This window comes from Halomonas sp. HMF6819 (genome assembly GCF_044335525.1).
Classification (GTDB): domain Bacteria; phylum Pseudomonadota; class Gammaproteobacteria; order Pseudomonadales; family Halomonadaceae; genus Vreelandella.
Genome location: NZ_JBIQVY010000006.1, coordinates 124,501 through 139,393, shown reverse-complemented (window position 1 = coordinate 139,393; position 14,893 = coordinate 124,501). Strand labels below are relative to the sequence as shown.

Genomic DNA, 14,893 nt, shown 5'->3' with positions numbered 1-14,893 from the left:
TTTTTCCGTGCGTTTAGCGAACAGGCAGCCAGCGGCGTGAGCGCGGCCGCATGCCGGGGAAGTTGATCTCCACCAGGCGCAGCGTCACCGTCAGTACCACGGTGGTGGCCAGATAAATACCGGCGATCAGCAGCAGCGGCTCGTAGACCAGAAAGGTTTCGTCGCGGATGATGTTGGCGGCCTGTAACAGATCCATCAGTGCGATGGTCGAGACCAGCGGAATCGACTTGAGCAGCAGGATCATCTCGCCGGTAAGCGTGGGCAGACAGAGCTGGATCGCTCGGGGCAGCCAGAGCCTCACGAGCACCTGACGCCCAGAGAGGCCAAAGGCGCGGCCAGCTTCCAACTCGCCCGGCGGCACGCTCAGCATGGCCCCGCGAATCACTTCGCCGGAGTAGGCGCCAACGCTGCAGATGAAGGTCACCGCACCGAAGAAGAACGGGTCGCGCATCAACGGCCAGAACCAGGTCTCGCGAAGCCCTGGCACCCCTTCCAGCAGGTGGCCGACGCCGTAGTAGAAGAAGAACAGCTGCACCAGCAAGGGCGTGCCGCGAATCACGCTTGAAAAAGCCGCGGCGAACCAGGCAAGAGGGCGCGGCCCGCGCAGGCGCGCCAGCGCCACGCCCACGGCGAGCAGCTGCCCGCCCACTGCAGAGACCAGCAGCAGCCATAGCGTGTTGACGAAACCCTCCCACAAATATTCCTGATAGAACGGGTCGCTGAGCCAGGAAAAATCCATTCAAGCCTCCACCGGTTGAGTGCGGCGCACGCGGCGCTCCAAGCGCGCGAACAGCGCCGTGGAGCTCAGCGTGATCACAAGGTAAATGGCGCCCGCCGCGGCGTAGAAGAGAAAATAGGCGCGGCTGCTGGCCGCGGCTTGCTGGATGGTGAAGAACAGCTCGTTAAAGCCGATCACGCTGATCAGAGCGGTGTCCTTGATCAGAATTAGCCAGAGATTCGACATCCCCGGCAGTGCGTTGGGCAGCATGGCTGGCAGCACGAAGCGGTGAAAGCGCGTCCAGCGCGAAAAGCCGAAAGCATCGGCCGCCTCCAACTGGCCTTTGGGGATGGCCAGGATAGCGCCGCGAAACACCTCGGTCATGTAGGCGCCCTGAACGAAGGCGAGCACGCCCACGGCGGTGGCGAAGCCGGTCAAGCGCACGCCATCGACGCCCAGCAGGGCGAGCAGCGTGCCCAGCGCTTCGCTGCCGGCGTAGTAGAGCAGCAAAATCAGCAACAGCTCCGGCACGGCGCGAATGGAGGTGGAGTAAGCGATGGCAACGCCGCGAAGTGGTGCCCAGGGGCTCAGCTTGGCGGCCGCGCCAATCAGCCCCAGCAGTAAACCGATCGCGTAAGCCAATACGGCGATCTTTATCGTGGCCAGCGCGCCGTTGAAAATCGGGCCGGCCCAATCGGCGAGCCCTTCCGACATCATGGGTGTCATGATCGACGACATCCTCGGTCTAGCTTGTAAAAAAGGCGTGACTCAAAAGCGCCCGGTGGCTTTGCACCGGGCGGCCAGGCCCGCTCAGGGGTAGACGCATACGTCGGTGCCCAGAAACTGCTCGGAGAGCCGTGCGCAGGTACCCTCATCAACGACCGCGGCTATCGCTTCATCGAGCGCGGCTTTTAGCGTTTCGTCCTGCTGGCGCAGGCCGATGCCGATCCCCTCGCCGTAGGCGTCGTGGTGGGGCGCGGTCGCCTTGATCTCGAAGGCCTCGGCCTCGTCACGGGCCAGAAATTGGCGCATCGCGATCTCGTCGGCCAGCACGATATCGAGACGCCCGGCCAACAGGTCGCTGTTGACCTGCTCGGCCTGATCGTAGAGGCGCACGTCGACGCCGCTGTCACGCAGCGCGCGGCGGGCGTAGGTGGCGTTGGTGGTCGCCGACTGCACGCCCATTACCAGCCCGTCAAGGTCGTCGGGGATCACCAGCTCGCGCTCGCTCGCCGCCACGTAGGCGCCGGGGGTGAAGTAGTAAGGCCGGGTGAAGGCGATCACGCGCTGTCGCTGTTCGGTGATCGACATCGAGTTCATGATCATGTCGATGCGCTCGGCCTGCAGCGACGGAATGATACCGCTCCACCCGGTGGGCGCGATCTCGCACTCGCGCTCGAGTTCAGCGCAGATCGCGTGGGCGAGCTCGACTTCGAACCCGGTCCAGTCGCCGCTGGCGGCTTTATAGGTGAACGGCGGATAGGGCTCGCCGGAAATCCCGACGTTCAGCGGCGCGTCGGCGGAGGCGTGGGCGGTCGTGGTAAAGGCGGCCAGTACCAAGGCGGTCTTGATCGATACGTGCATGAAGTTCTCCCTTGTTATTAAAAATAGTTATTAATGAATGGCCTCAAGCGGCGGGGGCGACGAAACGCTGGCAGCACGGGTCGTCGAACACCTCGTCCGGGCTGCCTTCGGCGGCGATGTAGCCTTTATCGAGGTAGACCAGCTGGTCGGAAACTTCGCGGGCGAAGTGCATCTCGTGGGTGACCATGAGCATGGTGCGCCCTTCGTCGGCGAGCCCGCGGATGACGCCCAGCACCTCGTTGACGCGCTCCGGATCGAGCGCCGAGGTCGGCTCGTCAAAAAGCAGGATGCGTGGTTCCATCGCCAGCGCCCGTGCGATCGCCACGCGCTGCTGTTGGCCGCCGGAGAGAAAGGCGGGATAGGCGTCGCGGCGATCCGCCATTCCGACTCGCTCCAGGTAGTGCTCGCCGAGCGCGACGGCCTCCTTGCGCGAGCGGTTCTTGACCCGCATCGGCGCTTCGATGACGTTGCCCAGCACCGTCAGATGCGGCCAGAGATTGAACTGCTGAAAGACCATCGCTACCTTCGCGCGCAGCCGCTGCAGCTGGCCGCGGTCGAGCCCGGTGATGTCGCCCTGGGGATTGCGGGTGAAGCGAATCGCCTCATCCGCAATCGCCAGTTCGCCCTGGTCGGGCCGTTCGAGAAGGTTCATACAGCGAAGCAAGGTGCTCTTGCCCGAGCCGCTGGCGCCGATGATGGAGGTGACGCTGCCTTCGGGCACCGCCAGCGACACACCCTTGAGCACGTCGAGATCGCCGAAGCGTTTGGTGAGATTATGCGCCGATACCGCCGGCGCGTTGGGTGAGGAGAGAGAAGTGTGCTGAGAAAACGTCCGGGATGATGATGTCATAGGCGAATGGCCTCCGAGGCCCGGTGGGTGGAAAATTCGGCCAGCGCGCGTTCGGCGCAGGCCACCAGTCGTCGGCTCGCCTCGACGAGCGTCTCGGCGTCGACGGTCAGACTCAGGCGCACGAACCCCGCCGCCGAGGGGCCAAAGGCCTCGCCGGAGAGCACCGAGACGCGCTCCTCGTCGAGCAGACGGTCGGCGAAGGCCTGAGACGAGAGGCCAGTGGCGCGAATGTCGACCATCAGGAACATGCCCGCCGGTGGGCGAATCGCCGCCACTGCCGAGCTCTCCTCGAGCGCCTGACAGACCGCGTCGCGCCGCGCGCGGTAAGCGTCGCGCATGGCGTCAAGCCCCGGTGGCGGCGCGGTGAGCGCGGCGTGGGCGGCGTCCTGGATGAAGTCCGGGCAGCCGTAGAGCATGCACAGTGCCAGGTTCGAGAGATGCTGGATCAGCGCCTCGGGCCCCACCACCCAGCCCAGCCGCCACCCGGTCATGGCGTGGGATTTCGATAGGCTGCTGACCACCACGCAGCGGCTGGCCATGCCCTCGAGCGTGGCGGGGCAGACATGCTCACCGTCGAAGATCAGCTCGGCATAGACCTCGTCGCAGATCAGCCACAGATCGTGGCGATGGCAAAGCGCGGCCACCGCCTCCCAAGTGGACGCATCGATCAGCTGGCCGGTGGGGTTGTGGGGGCTATTGAGCAGGATCGCCCGGGTGCGCGGCGTCACCGCCCGCTCGAGTGCCGCCACGTCGAGGCGAAATGCTGCGTCGCGATCGAGCGGCACGCGCACCATCTCGGCGCCGGTGGCGCGCAGCACCGCTTCGTAAGTGACGTAGTTGGGCTCGCAGACCAGCACTTCATCACCGCTATCCAGAAGGCACTGGGCGGTGGCGTAGAGCCCGCACTGTGCACCGGCCATGACGATCACGTTATCAGCGCCGACCGCGAGGCCTTGGCGGCGATAACCGTCGGCGATCGCCTCGCGCAGCGCCGCCTTGCCCTGCACGTCCGAGTAGTGGGTGGCGCCGCCCTGCAGGCTCGACACGGCGCTTTCGATGATCGGCTCGGGGGTGGCGAAATCCGGGTCGCCGACGGAGAGCACGGTGATCTCCTCGCCGGCGGCCTGGCGGGCCAGCGCCCGGTAGTGAATGTCCCAGGCCGCCGCGCCTTCGCCGGCAATACGCTGGGTCAGTCGTGAGTAGTGCATGAAAGCTCCATGGTGACTAGATGGATCGCTGACTGGGTGAATCCGCCAAGCGACGCTTTTCCGCCTGCCACGCTAAATCGGTGCCCTGGGGACTCGCCGCCCAAGCCTCGTATTGGCGGGCGACGTGTTCGGCCATGGCGTCGGACACCGGACGAAGCGGGCGCCCCGTGGCTTGGGCGGCGAGCTGGGCCTGGCAGCTACGCTCGAGGTTTCGCATACGCAAGAACGCCTCGCCGATGCTCCTGCCACCGGTCAGAAGACCGTGCTGGCGCAGCACCATCGCCCAGTGGCCGCCGAGGTCACGTGCCAAGCGCTCGCGCTCTGATAGCGACAGCGCGATGCCCTCGAAGTCGTGGTAGCCCAGGCGTTGGTAGAATTCCAGCGACCACTGGTTGAGCGGCAGCAGCCCCTCTTCCAGGCACGACAGCGCCACGCCCGCTACGGTGTGCGTGTGCAGCACGCAGGCGACCTCGGGCCGTGCGGCATGCAGAGCGCTGTGGATGGTGAAACCGGCTGGATTGACGCCGAGCCCGGTGGGGTCGTCGAGCACCCGGCCGTCGCCGTCGACGGTCACCAGCTGCTCGGCGCGCACCTCGGAAAAGCGCAGCCCGTAGGGGTTGAGCAGAAAGCGCTCGCCAGGCAGGCGGGCGGAAATGTGGGTGTCGATCCCGTCGTCCATGCCGTCCAGGGCGATGAGGCGATAAGCGGCGGCCAGGTCGTCGCGCAGCGCTTGCTCGTCGATTTGGGCGCGGCTCATGGCGCCGCCTCGACGACGCTCGCCGCCGGCGCTCCGTCGCGGGTAGTCACCCCGTCGAGAAACGCGTCGACCCGCTCAGGGTGTTCGGCCAGCCACTCGCGGGCCACGTCTTCAAGATCGCGCTCTTCGCGGCTATAGGCGCTGATGAAGTCGCTCTGCTCGTCGGCGGTGAAACGGAACTGATCGAGCAGGCGGCGCATGTTGGGGTTCGCCTCGGCGTAGTCGCGGGCGACGATGGTGCGCACGTCGCTGCCGCCGCTGTCCGGGCCGAACACGCCCTCGGGGTCCTCGAGCAGCTGCACATCGTAGGCGGGAATCATCCAGTGCGGTGTCCAGCCGTAGAACAGGATCCAGCGCTGCTCGCTCACGGCGCCGGCCACTTCGCTGAGCATGCCCGGGGTCGACGAGGATAAAATCGACCAGTCGCCGAGGCCGTAGGTATCGTTGTCGATCGCCACCTCCATCATGTCGGTGACCGTCGAGCCGTTCTCGATGCTGTAGATACGCCGGTCGAAGCGCTCGGCCACCTCGGGGTCAGCAAGCTGTTCGGCACGGGTGATGCCCGCTTCTGCCACGTAGCCGGGTACGGCAAAGCCCATTCGGGCCCCTTCGACGTTATTGCCCAGATCAACGATCTTGCCCGCCGCCATGGCGGCATCGAAGCTCTCCTGCTGGGCCGGCAGCCAGCCAGCCAGGAAAACGTCGCTGTCGCCGCTTTGCAGCGTGCTGTAGCCCACCGTCGAGCTCAGTTCCTGGCGCGAGACGCGATAACCCAGCGGCTCGGCGAGCTGAGCCAGAATCTCGCTTTTTACCGTTACCCCGGGCCAAGGGGGCACCACCAGACGCAGGGCGTCGCTTTCATCCTGTGCGGCTTGGGCCGTCAGCGGCACCAGGGCGGTCAACATCATCGTGGCCAGCAGACTTCTTCCCAACATGTCAGGCTCCTTTCATCGATTGTAAAATTATTTATTCTGCGATCGCGTTCATCCAGCTCAGCGCGTCGATCTCGATCACCAGCGGCGAGGCGGCCTCATAAAGCTCTCCCAGCGCGCGCTCGAGCGTGGCCGGCTCTCCCGCCGCCCGGTAGCGACAGTCGAAGGCCTGGGCTAACGCCTCGAAGTGCGGCGCGGTCAGGTCGACGCCGAGCTTGTCCACCTCGTTCATCGCCATATAACGGCGAATCTCGTCGTAGCCCTGATTATTCCAGATCAGCAGCGCCACCGGCTGGGCGAGATCCCGCGCGGTGGCGAGCTCGCCAAGCACGAACTGCAGCCCGCCGTCGCCGACCAGCGCGACCACCGGGCGCTCGGGGCAGGCGATGGCCGCGCCGAGGGCGGCGGGCAGGCCGTAGCCGAGCGTGCCGTAGCCGGTGGCGGCGTTGAAGTAGCAGCGCGGCGCGGCCCTGGCCACGAGAAAGTTACCCGCGTAGACCGGGCCGGTCGAGTCACCGACGATGATCGCCTCGGGCAGCGCCGCATCGAGCGTGGCGTAGAGCGGCACGTAGGGTGCAAGATCCGCGTCCTGCTCGAGCGCCAGCGCCTGGCGGGTTGCGGCGGCGCGGTCGTCTCCGGCGCGCGGCTGGGTCTGCCCCTTCGGCAGTGCGGCGAGCAGTGCCTCCAGGGTCTGGCCGGCGTCCGCCACCAAAGCAAGATCGGCGCGCTGGTTGCGCCCGAGCTGCTCCGGGTCGATATCCACTCGAATCAGGCGGCCGGTCAGCGCGAAGCCCTCGTCGAACACCAGATCATAATCGGTTTCGCCAAGCTCGGTGCCCAGCGCCAGCACCACGTCCGCCTCGGCGGCCAGGCGCCTGGCGGCGGGGAGGCTCATGGTCGCGCCCAGGTCGAGCGGGTGGTCGCGGCCGAGCACGCCTTTGGCGTTGATGGTGGTCAGCGCTGGCGCCTGCAGTCGATCGACGAGCGCACGGGCGGCATCAGACGCGGCCACGCAACCACCGCCAAGTAGCACCAGCGGGCGGCTCGCCTGAGAAAGCCATTTGGCGGCGCGGGCCACGGCTTGCGGCGCCGGCGCCGGCGGGAACACCTCGATGGGGCGCACCTCGCCTACGTCCACCGGGGCATCGAACAGGTCGATGGGAATCTCGATATGCACCGGCCCCGGGCGGGCGCCTTGAAACACGGCGAAGGCACGGGCGATGATTTCGGGCAGCGCTGCGGGGTCGTGCAGGGTGTGGCTGAACACGCTTACCCCGGAAAGGGTCTGCTGCTGGTTGGGCAGCTCGTGTAGCCTCCCCTGCCCACGCCCCAACGTGGCGCGGCGGTTGACGCTCGAGATCACTAGCATCGGGATGGAGTCCGCCAGCGCTTGGCCCATGGCGGTGGCGATATTGGTCATGCCGGGGCCGGTAATGATGAAACAGGCTGCCGGCCGGCCGCTGGCCCGGGCGTAGCCGTCGGCCATGAAGCCCGCGCCCTGCTCGTGGCGCGGCGTCACGTGGCGCAGCGGGTACTGGCCCACCGAGCGGTAGAGCTCGATGGTGTGCACGCCGGGGATACCGAAGACGGTATCGACCCGGTAGGCGGTGAGCAGCTCGAGCAGAAGCTCGGCGCAGGTCTTTTTCATCGCAGCGCCTCCTCTGGAACCGGGTCGGGCAGGCCGCCGCGCGGGGTGCGCCGCAGGACACGTTCGACCATCGGTACGAAGTGAGAAAGCGGCAGCGTGTCGTACTCCGGGTCGAAGCTCGCCTGGTCCCACTCGTCGCAGAAGCGCACGGTGCGCGCGTAGGCCGGGTGATCGCGATACTGCTCGCGGGCGTGCGGGTCCTGGCCGAAGAAGTGGCGGTAGTGGTAGCCCTGAAAGAGCTCGTGATGGCGGATCATCCACACGTTGAGCGGGTCGACGTAGGGCTCGAGGATCGCGGCGGCGATCTCGGCGTGATTGGCTGGCGTCAGGTCGTCGCCGATATCGTGGAGCAGCGCGCACACCACCATCTCCTCGTCGGCACCGTCGCGCAGCGCCCGGGTGGCGGTTTGCAGGCAGTGCTCGTAGCGGTCCACAGGGTAGCCGTGGTGGTCTCCTGCGAGGTTTTTCAGGTGAGCGAGCACGCGGCGCGGCGCGTCGTCGACGTAGTCGCGAAAGCGGGCGTCGATCAGCACCCAGTCGTCACGCTTGGCCTCGGTGAAATAGCGAAAACGCGCCTGTTTCATGCGGTCTCTCCTGCGCCCTGATGAGCGCGCCGCTTTTGCAGAACGCGACGACGGCTGGCGGTGCTGTCCCGGTCGACGTAGCCCTGGCGCATATGGCGCACGCCGCCGGCGAGTTGAAAGGCACTACGCCCGTGCAGCAAGCGGTAGTTGTCCATGATCAGCATCTGGCCGGCATCGAGCTTGAGATTGAGGGTCAGCTCATCGCCGGTGATCAGCTGGTAGAAGGCTCGGCGGGCGGCGTAGTAGGCGTCGAGCTCGTCAGGCTCCAGCGCAGGCACGTTCTCGGTGCGGTTGGAGTAGCGCACGCGTATCGGCGTACCGGCGCTGTCGAGTTCGATCAGCGGGCCTTCGCTCTCCAGATGGGTGTCCGCGTCCTGGTAGCGAAAGCGCGGTGTCACTCGGGTCAGGCAGGCGTAAGCGTCCGGGTCGCGCTGGCGCAAAAGCTCGGCGGCCTTGAAGCCGTCAGCCAGAGTGCTGTCGCCGCCATCGGCGGCGTTGGTCAGGCAGTGCAGCCAAATGTAGCCGGGAATCGGGTCGCGATAGGGATTGTCCGTATGCGGCTCGAGCCCGCGCTGAGTCATGGTCAGGTCATAGGCGTTGGCCACGGACTTCACATCCGCGATGCCGCCCCAGTTGGTGCGTCTGAGCGGGCCGACCCGGTCGATCAGTGTCTGCATGCCGTCTTCGCGGCCGGGCACGTTGGACACCACGACGAAGCCGTCGCGGTGCAGTGCCTCGAGCATGTCCAGAAGCGCGGCGTCATCACCGCAGGCCTGGTCGAAGTCGACGTCGGTGCGCGGCGCATCACTGGCGCTCCAGAGCCGGCGAGGCGCCTCGTCCTGCGCGTCGTTGAGCAGCGCAGCGATGGAGAATCGGCCCTGGTGGCCGTCGCTGAAGCGCAGCGACAGCGTGTCGCCTTCGGCCTTCGCGGTGTCGATGGCAAGATCCAAAGGCAGCTCGGCGGCCTCGATCAGGCGCTGGCCGGTGTAAGCGTCCAGCGTCGCTTCGTCGGGGCTGCGTTCGCGCAGCCAGAGCGCGCTCAGCGCCACGTTTCTGGCGTCGTGTTCGATTCGTAATCGGCGCTGATTCGGCTCGACGATGACATGAGTCATGGTGGCACCTCCCACGGGTGTGCTAGGAAAACACCCTACCTTAGCCTGCTTACGACCCGACCGACTTGATATAAATAGCCTTGTAATTGATCATATTCGCCATGAACCCCGAAACTTCACTCGAATGGCCCTATCCTCGCCCGGATTCGCCGCCGCTGCTGACGCCGGAGCAGGCGGCCTATACCCTGAGCGTCTGGCTGGTGCCGCGATTTTCGATGCTGACGCTTTTCTGTCTTCTCGAACCGCTGCGGGTCGCCAATCGCTTTGGCCACAACCTGTTCGCTTGGGAGCTGCTGTCCGCGGATGGCGGTGCGGTGGTGGCCAGCAACGGCGTGCGCATCGATGTCGACGGCGCGCTGGAGTCGATCGATCACAGCGCGCGGCTGATGGTGGTTTCTTCCTACGACGCCGAGGCCACGGTGGGCTTTAAAGAGCGCGCCGTGCTGCGCCGGATCGCTGCCCACGGTGGCTGGCTTGGCGGGCTCGACACCGCACCTTTCATTCTGGCCCGGGCGGGGGTGCTCGCCGGTCACCGCGTGGCGCTGCACTGGGAGAGCGTACCGGCCTTTCAACAGGAGTTTCCCGAACTCGAGGTCAGCCCCGCGCGCTATGAGCAGAGCCCTACCCGGCTGACCGGCTCCGGGGGCGTGGCCGGGATCGACATGATGCTCGAGTGGATCGAGCAGACCCACGGGCCGGCGCTGGCGGACGCGGTTGGTCGCCAGTTGGTGCACGAGCGCTCCGGCGGCCACGAAGGGAGTGCACGCTCAGGGCGCTACAGCGGCCTTTCGCGCAGCGTGGTGCGCGGGCTCGCATTGATGGAGGCGAACCTCTCCCAAGCGCTGCCGATTCCCGAAATCTGCCGCCTAGCGGGCCAGTCCCAGCGCCAACTGACGCGCCTTTTCCAACGCCACTTCAACGAGACTCCGCAGCAGTGCTATTTGGGCATGCGCCTGGACCGCGCCCGCCAGCTTCTCACCGATAGCCACTGCCAGGTGACCGAGGCGGCCTTGGCCAGCGGTTTCACTCAGCCGGCGCACTTCACCCGCGCCTACCGGCAGCGCTTCGGCGAGACGCCCAGCACCACCGCCCAGCGCTACAAGACGGGCGGCTCGTCGTGAAAACGGCATAAAAAAAAGCGCTGGCATTGCTGCCAGCGCTTTTCAATAAGTGCCTTTCTGCTGTCAGGCAGGCAACTGCCTACCCGACAAGGCGTCTTAGCGACGCAGACCCAGACGCTGAATCAGAGACTGATAGCGTTCGAAATCCTTGCGCTTGAGGTAGTCCAGCAGCTTACGACGCTGGTTAACCATGCGGATCAGGCCACGACGGGAGTGGTGATCCTGCTTGTTGGTTTTGAAGTGGTCCTGCAGGCCATTGATGTTGGCGCTCAGCAGGGCAACCTGCACTTCGGGGGAACCGGTGTCGCTCTCGCCGCGGCCATATTCGTTGACGATCTCGGCCTTTTTCTCAGCGGTTAGTGCCATCTGTCTCTCCAGTCAGCAATATGCTTAACATTGAATGGGTGAGACCACGCATATTTGCAGTCTCAAGGCTATTTTCGCGCAGATCGCCGCATCCTTGCAACGTTTCTCCGACGAATTTACGAACGAGCGACCGTACTCAACAGCCGCTTTGGGGCCACTTCCTGCGGCCCCTTTACAACGCCGAGCCCGATAAACGCGTCGGCGTAATAAAGTCGTGCCAGATTCTCGAGGCCAAGCGCCGTGGCGTCGATCGCCGCGGGCTGGCCATGAGAAAGGCGCTGGTGGCCGGTATCGTCCACCGTGAGCGCCGGCAAATGATCGACCAGCACATCCACGGGCATGAGTGTCGCCTCGCGGGTGGGCTGATCGGCGAGCGCCTCGATCTCCTCGAGCGTCCACATCGCCTCACTATCAAACGGTCCGGTCTTGAGCCGTCTCAACGCGCTGATGTGGGCGCCGCACCCGAGCACTGCGCCAATATCCTCGGCAAGCGTTCGGATGTAGGTGCCCTTGCTCACGCTCACTTCGAGTTCGAAGGTAGCACCCTCGAAGCCGATCAAGCGGGCCTCATGAATGCACACGCGCCGCGCTTTGCGCTCGATCTCCTTGCCTTCCCGAGCAAGCTCGTAAAGCTTTTTGCCCTGGTGCTTGAGCGCCGAGTACATCGGCGGCACTTGGTCGATCTCGCCGCGAAAGCGCGCGATCGCGGCCTCGATATCGTGCTCGGTAAGCGTTGGCACGGCGCGACGCTCCAGCACCTCGCCTTCAGCGTCGCCGGTGTCTGTGATCACCCCGAGTTCGACCCGGGTGCGATACATCTTGTCGGCTTCCAGCAGGTGGGCGGAGAACTTGGTCGCCTCGCCGAGGCAAATCGGTAAAAGGCCCGTCGCCATGGGGTCGAGCGTGCCGGTATGACCCGCCTTTTGCGCCTCGAAGAGACGGCGCACCCGTTGCAGCGCGTGATTGCTGGAAAGGCCCTTGGGCTTATCCAGCAGCATCACGCCGTTCACCGGCAACCCCTTGCGGCGACGCGCCATTAACGCGGCTCCTCGCCCGCATCCGGCGTGTCGTCTTCGTCCTGACGAGCGCGGTCACTCGAAACCGCCTCGTCGATCAGTGACGACAGCTGCTGACCGCGCACCACGCTTTCATCGAAATGAAAGCGCAGCTCCGGTACGTGGCGAAGCTGGATGCGCTTGGCGATCTGGCTTCTCAGAAAACCGCTGGCGCGCTTGAGCACCTGCAGGTTCTCCTTAATACGCTCGGGTTCCTGTTCACCCAACAGGGTGACGTAGATGTCGGCGTAGCCCAGATCGCGGCTGACGGTTGCGCCGCTGACCGTCACCATGCCAAGGCGCGGGTCCTTGATTTCACGCTGGATGAGCACCGCCAGCTCCTTCTGGAGCTGGTCGGCTACCCGGTCGGTACGCTTGAATTCGCGCATGATTGCTCCTCGCGGCCCTTACAGGGTGCGCTCGACCTTGACCTGGTCGAAGACTTCGATCTTGTCGCCGACCTGGACGTCGTTGTAGTTCTTGACGCCGATACCACACTCGACGCCGTTACGAACTTCCTGAACATCGTCCTTGAAGCGACGCAGTGATTCGAGCTCGCCCTCGTAAATCACTACATCGTCACGCAGTACGCGGATCTTCTTATTACGATGCACGTTGCCTTCAACCACCATACAACCGGCAATTGCACCGATTTTCGGCGCACGGAACACGTCGCGGACTTCAGCAATACCGACAATCTCTTCTTTCCACTCCGGCGCGAGCATACCGCTCATCGCCTGCTTGACCTCGTCGATCAACTGGTAGATGACGCTGTAGTAGCGCAGATCCAGCCCTTCACGCTCGACGATTTCGCGCGCAGCGGCGTCGGCACGCACGTTGAAGCCGACCACGATGGCCTCACTGGCCAGCGCCAGGTTGGCGTCAGTACCGGTGATACCGCCCACGCCGGAAGAGACGACCGCCACCTGCACTTCGTCAGTGGAGAGCTCTTCGAGCGCCCCGCGGATCGCTTCCAGCGAGCCCTGCACGTCGGCCTTCAGTACGATGTTGACCTTGGCCACCTCGTCCTGACCCATCTGGCTGAACATGTTCTCCAGCTTGGCTTTCTGCTGACGCGCCAGGCGCACTTCGCGGTACTTACCCTGGCGGAAGTTGGCGACTTCGCGCGCCTTGCGCTCGTCTGCCACGACCATGAAGTCGTCACCGGCATCCGGCGTGCCGTCCAGGCCCTGGATTTCCACGGGCATGGCGGGGCCCACTTCCTCGACCTGCTGGCCGAGTTCGTTGGTCAGCGCGCGCACACGGCCGTAGTGCAGGCCGGCCAGTACGATGTCGCCGCGCTTGAGCGTGCCGTTTTGTACCAGCACCGTAGCGACCGGGCCGCGACCCTTGTCCAGACGCGATTCGACGACCACGCCCTTACCGGGTGCCGACGGAACGGCCTTGAGCTCGAGCACTTCGGAGGCCAGTTGGATGGCTTCCAGCAGCTCTTCCATACCGTCACCGGTTTTGGCGGAAACGTGAACGAACTGCGTATCGCCACCCCAGTCCTCGGAAATAACGCCGTGCTGGGAGAGTTCGTTACGAATACGGTCGAAATCCGCGCCCGCCTTGTCGATCTTGTTCACCGCCACGACCATGGGAACGTCGGCCGCCTTGGAGTGCTCGATCGCCTCGATGGTCTGGGGCATGACGCCGTCGTCCGCCGCGACTACCAGGATGACTACGTCGGTCGCCTTGGCACCGCGAGCACGCATGGCGGTAAACGCCGCGTGACCCGGGGTATCCAGGAAGGTGACGCCGCCGTGGTTGTCTTCCACGTGGTAGGCACCGATGTGCTGGGTGATACCGCCGGCTTCGCCGGTGGCGACCTTGGCACGACGAATGTAGTCGAGCAGCGAGGTCTTACCGTGGTCGACGTGACCCATGACGGTCACGACCGGCGAACGAGTGATCTCTTCACCTTCGTAGGAGATGCCCTCGATCATTTCGGTTTCGAGCGCATCGTCCTTGACCAGCTTGACCTTGTGGCCCATCTCCTCGACGACGATCGCGGCGGTGTCCTGATCGATGGTCTGGTTGATGGTCACGGCCGCGCCCATGGTGAACATGGCCTTGATCACTTCGTTGGCCTTGATCGACATCTTGTCGGCAAGCTCGGCGACGCTGATCGATTCAGGAATCGAGACTTCGCGCACGATCGGCTGCGTCGGCTTCTGGAAGCCGTGCTTACCGTTGCCGCTGCCGCCCGGGCTACGACGGCCGCCGCGGCGTTCGGAGCGCTTGGCTTTCTTGGCCCCGCCACCGCGCTTACGCTCTTCGCGATCGCCGCGATCGTCGTCCTCGTCACGCCCTTTCTTCTTCGCCGCAGCTTTCTTCGGCGGCGCAGTGCGACGGTCGGTACGGCCTTCTTTCGGCGGTGCCGGGGGCATGTCGTCCGGTGCGGGCGTTTCGTCTATCTCGAGCTGCGGAACATCGATGTCCGGAGCAACGGCCTTGTTGGATGCCTCGGCCTGCTTGGCACGCTCGGCGTCCTCGGCGGCGCGGGCCTTGTCGGCCTCGGCGCGCGCTTCGGCTTCACGCGCTTGCTGCACCTTGCGCTCGGCTTCTGCTTCGGCCATGTCGCCGACCAGCTGGCGCGGGCCGCTGTGAACCGGCTCCTGGGCTTTCGGCTTCTCTTCTTCGGCGCGCTTGACGTAGGTCTTCTTCTTTCTGACCTGCACTTCGATCGTCTTGCCGCGCTCGCCGGTTTTGATGCGGCTGCGCGTCTTGCGCGTCAGGGTGATCCGGTTTTTACCCGCATCGGCGGCGTCGCTGCCGCCGTGGCTTTTCTTCAGAAAGCTCAAAAGCGTCTGCTTGTCCTCTTCGGACACCGCATCGCTTTCAGAGGCGTGCTTGAGACCCGCCTCTTTCATCTGCTCTAGCAAGCGGGGCACGTCGCGGCCCACCTTTACTGCAAAATCTTTAACTGTCATATCCGACATTGTGACCCTCCAA

15 protein-coding genes are annotated in these 14,893 nt (G+C 65.0%); 1 reads left to right on the top strand and 14 read right to left on the bottom strand.

Annotation, left to right across the window (positions count from 1 at the left end; all coding sequences use genetic code 11):
* Positions 1 to 13: 13 nt before the first annotated feature.
* The 10 genes from ACGLWX_RS16075 to ACGLWX_RS16030 all read right to left on the bottom strand — a co-directional run bounded on the left by ACGLWX_RS16075 (position 14) and on the right by ACGLWX_RS16030 (position 9,393).
* Complete coding sequence (locus tag ACGLWX_RS16075; protein ID WP_396241227.1) at positions 14 to 739, bottom strand: ABC transporter permease; 726 nt, start codon at positions 737 to 739, stop codon at positions 14 to 16.
* Positions 740 to 1,444 (bottom strand): ABC transporter permease, encoded by a 705-nt coding sequence (locus tag ACGLWX_RS16070; protein ID WP_396241225.1) that lies wholly within the window; start codon positions 1,442 to 1,444, stop codon positions 740 to 742.
* 84 nt (positions 1,445 to 1,528) lie between these two features.
* Positions 1,529 to 2,302: a transporter substrate-binding domain-containing protein gene (locus tag ACGLWX_RS16065; RefSeq protein ID WP_396241223.1), complete on the bottom strand. Its 774-nt coding sequence runs from the start codon at positions 2,300 to 2,302 to the stop codon at positions 1,529 to 1,531.
* 43 nt (positions 2,303 to 2,345) lie between these two features.
* Positions 2,346 to 3,152 (bottom strand): ABC transporter ATP-binding protein, encoded by an 807-nt coding sequence (locus ACGLWX_RS16060; RefSeq protein WP_396241221.1) that lies wholly within the window; start codon positions 3,150 to 3,152, stop codon positions 2,346 to 2,348.
* Positions 3,149 to 4,360, bottom strand: coding sequence for a pyridoxal phosphate-dependent aminotransferase (locus ACGLWX_RS16055; protein WP_252108413.1), 1,212 nt, complete (start codon positions 4,358 to 4,360; stop codon positions 3,149 to 3,151). Before ACGLWX_RS16055 ends, ACGLWX_RS16060 begins: the two co-directional genes overlap by 4 nt.
* A 16-nt stretch (positions 4,361 to 4,376) precedes the next feature.
* Positions 4,377 to 5,117, bottom strand: a complete 741-nt coding sequence (locus tag ACGLWX_RS16050; RefSeq protein WP_396241219.1) for a class II aldolase/adducin family protein — start codon at positions 5,115 to 5,117, stop codon at positions 4,377 to 4,379.
* On the bottom strand, positions 5,114 to 6,052 hold the full coding sequence (locus ACGLWX_RS16045) for an ABC transporter substrate-binding protein (RefSeq protein ID WP_252108408.1): 939 nt from the start codon (positions 6,050 to 6,052) through the stop codon (positions 5,114 to 5,116). The genes ACGLWX_RS16050 and ACGLWX_RS16045 overlap by 4 nt, the downstream gene beginning before the upstream one ends.
* A 31-nt stretch (positions 6,053 to 6,083) precedes the next feature.
* Positions 6,084 to 7,697 (bottom strand): 5-guanidino-2-oxopentanoate decarboxylase, encoded by a 1,614-nt coding sequence (locus ACGLWX_RS16040; protein WP_396241217.1) that lies wholly within the window; start codon positions 7,695 to 7,697, stop codon positions 6,084 to 6,086.
* The gene (locus ACGLWX_RS16035) at positions 7,694 to 8,281 is read right to left on the bottom strand and encodes an HD domain-containing protein (protein WP_252108404.1); all 588 of its coding nucleotides are present in this window, start codon (positions 8,279 to 8,281) and stop codon (positions 7,694 to 7,696) included. The genes ACGLWX_RS16040 and ACGLWX_RS16035 overlap by 4 nt, the downstream gene beginning before the upstream one ends.
* On the bottom strand, positions 8,278 to 9,393 hold the full coding sequence (locus ACGLWX_RS16030) for a TauD/TfdA family dioxygenase (protein WP_252108402.1): 1,116 nt from the start codon (positions 9,391 to 9,393) through the stop codon (positions 8,278 to 8,280). Before ACGLWX_RS16030 ends, ACGLWX_RS16035 begins: the two co-directional genes overlap by 4 nt.
* Before the next feature lie 101 nt (positions 9,394 to 9,494).
* Here ACGLWX_RS16030 and ACGLWX_RS16025 point away from each other — a divergent pair, with 101 nt between their 5' ends.
* Positions 9,495 to 10,514: a GlxA family transcriptional regulator gene (locus tag ACGLWX_RS16025; RefSeq protein WP_396241215.1), complete on the top strand. Its 1,020-nt coding sequence runs from the start codon at positions 9,495 to 9,497 to the stop codon at positions 10,512 to 10,514.
* A gap of 96 nt (positions 10,515 to 10,610) precedes the next feature.
* On the opposite strand, the gene rpsO is transcribed toward ACGLWX_RS16025, so the two are convergent.
* The 4 genes from rpsO to infB form a co-directional block, all read right to left on the bottom strand.
* On the bottom strand, positions 10,611 to 10,880 hold the full coding sequence (gene rpsO / locus ACGLWX_RS16020; protein ID WP_074397689.1) for a 30S ribosomal protein S15: 270 nt from the start codon (positions 10,878 to 10,880) through the stop codon (positions 10,611 to 10,613).
* A gap of 116 nt (positions 10,881 to 10,996) precedes the next feature.
* A complete protein-coding gene (truB, locus tag ACGLWX_RS16015) occupies positions 10,997 to 11,917 on the bottom strand; it encodes a tRNA pseudouridine(55) synthase TruB (protein ID WP_396241213.1) in 921 nt (306 codons plus the stop codon).
* Entirely contained in the window at positions 11,917 to 12,324 is a 408-nt protein-coding gene (gene rbfA, locus ACGLWX_RS16010; protein WP_252108395.1) for a 30S ribosome-binding factor RbfA, read from the bottom strand. Before rbfA ends, truB begins: the two co-directional genes overlap by 1 nt.
* Before the next feature lie 18 nt (positions 12,325 to 12,342).
* Positions 12,343 to 14,880 carry a translation initiation factor IF-2 gene (infB, locus tag ACGLWX_RS16005; protein ID WP_396241211.1) on the bottom strand — a complete coding sequence of 846 codons (2,538 nt, stop codon included), beginning with the start codon at positions 14,878 to 14,880 and terminating at the stop codon, positions 12,343 to 12,345.
* Positions 14,881 to 14,893 lie beyond the last annotated feature (13 nt).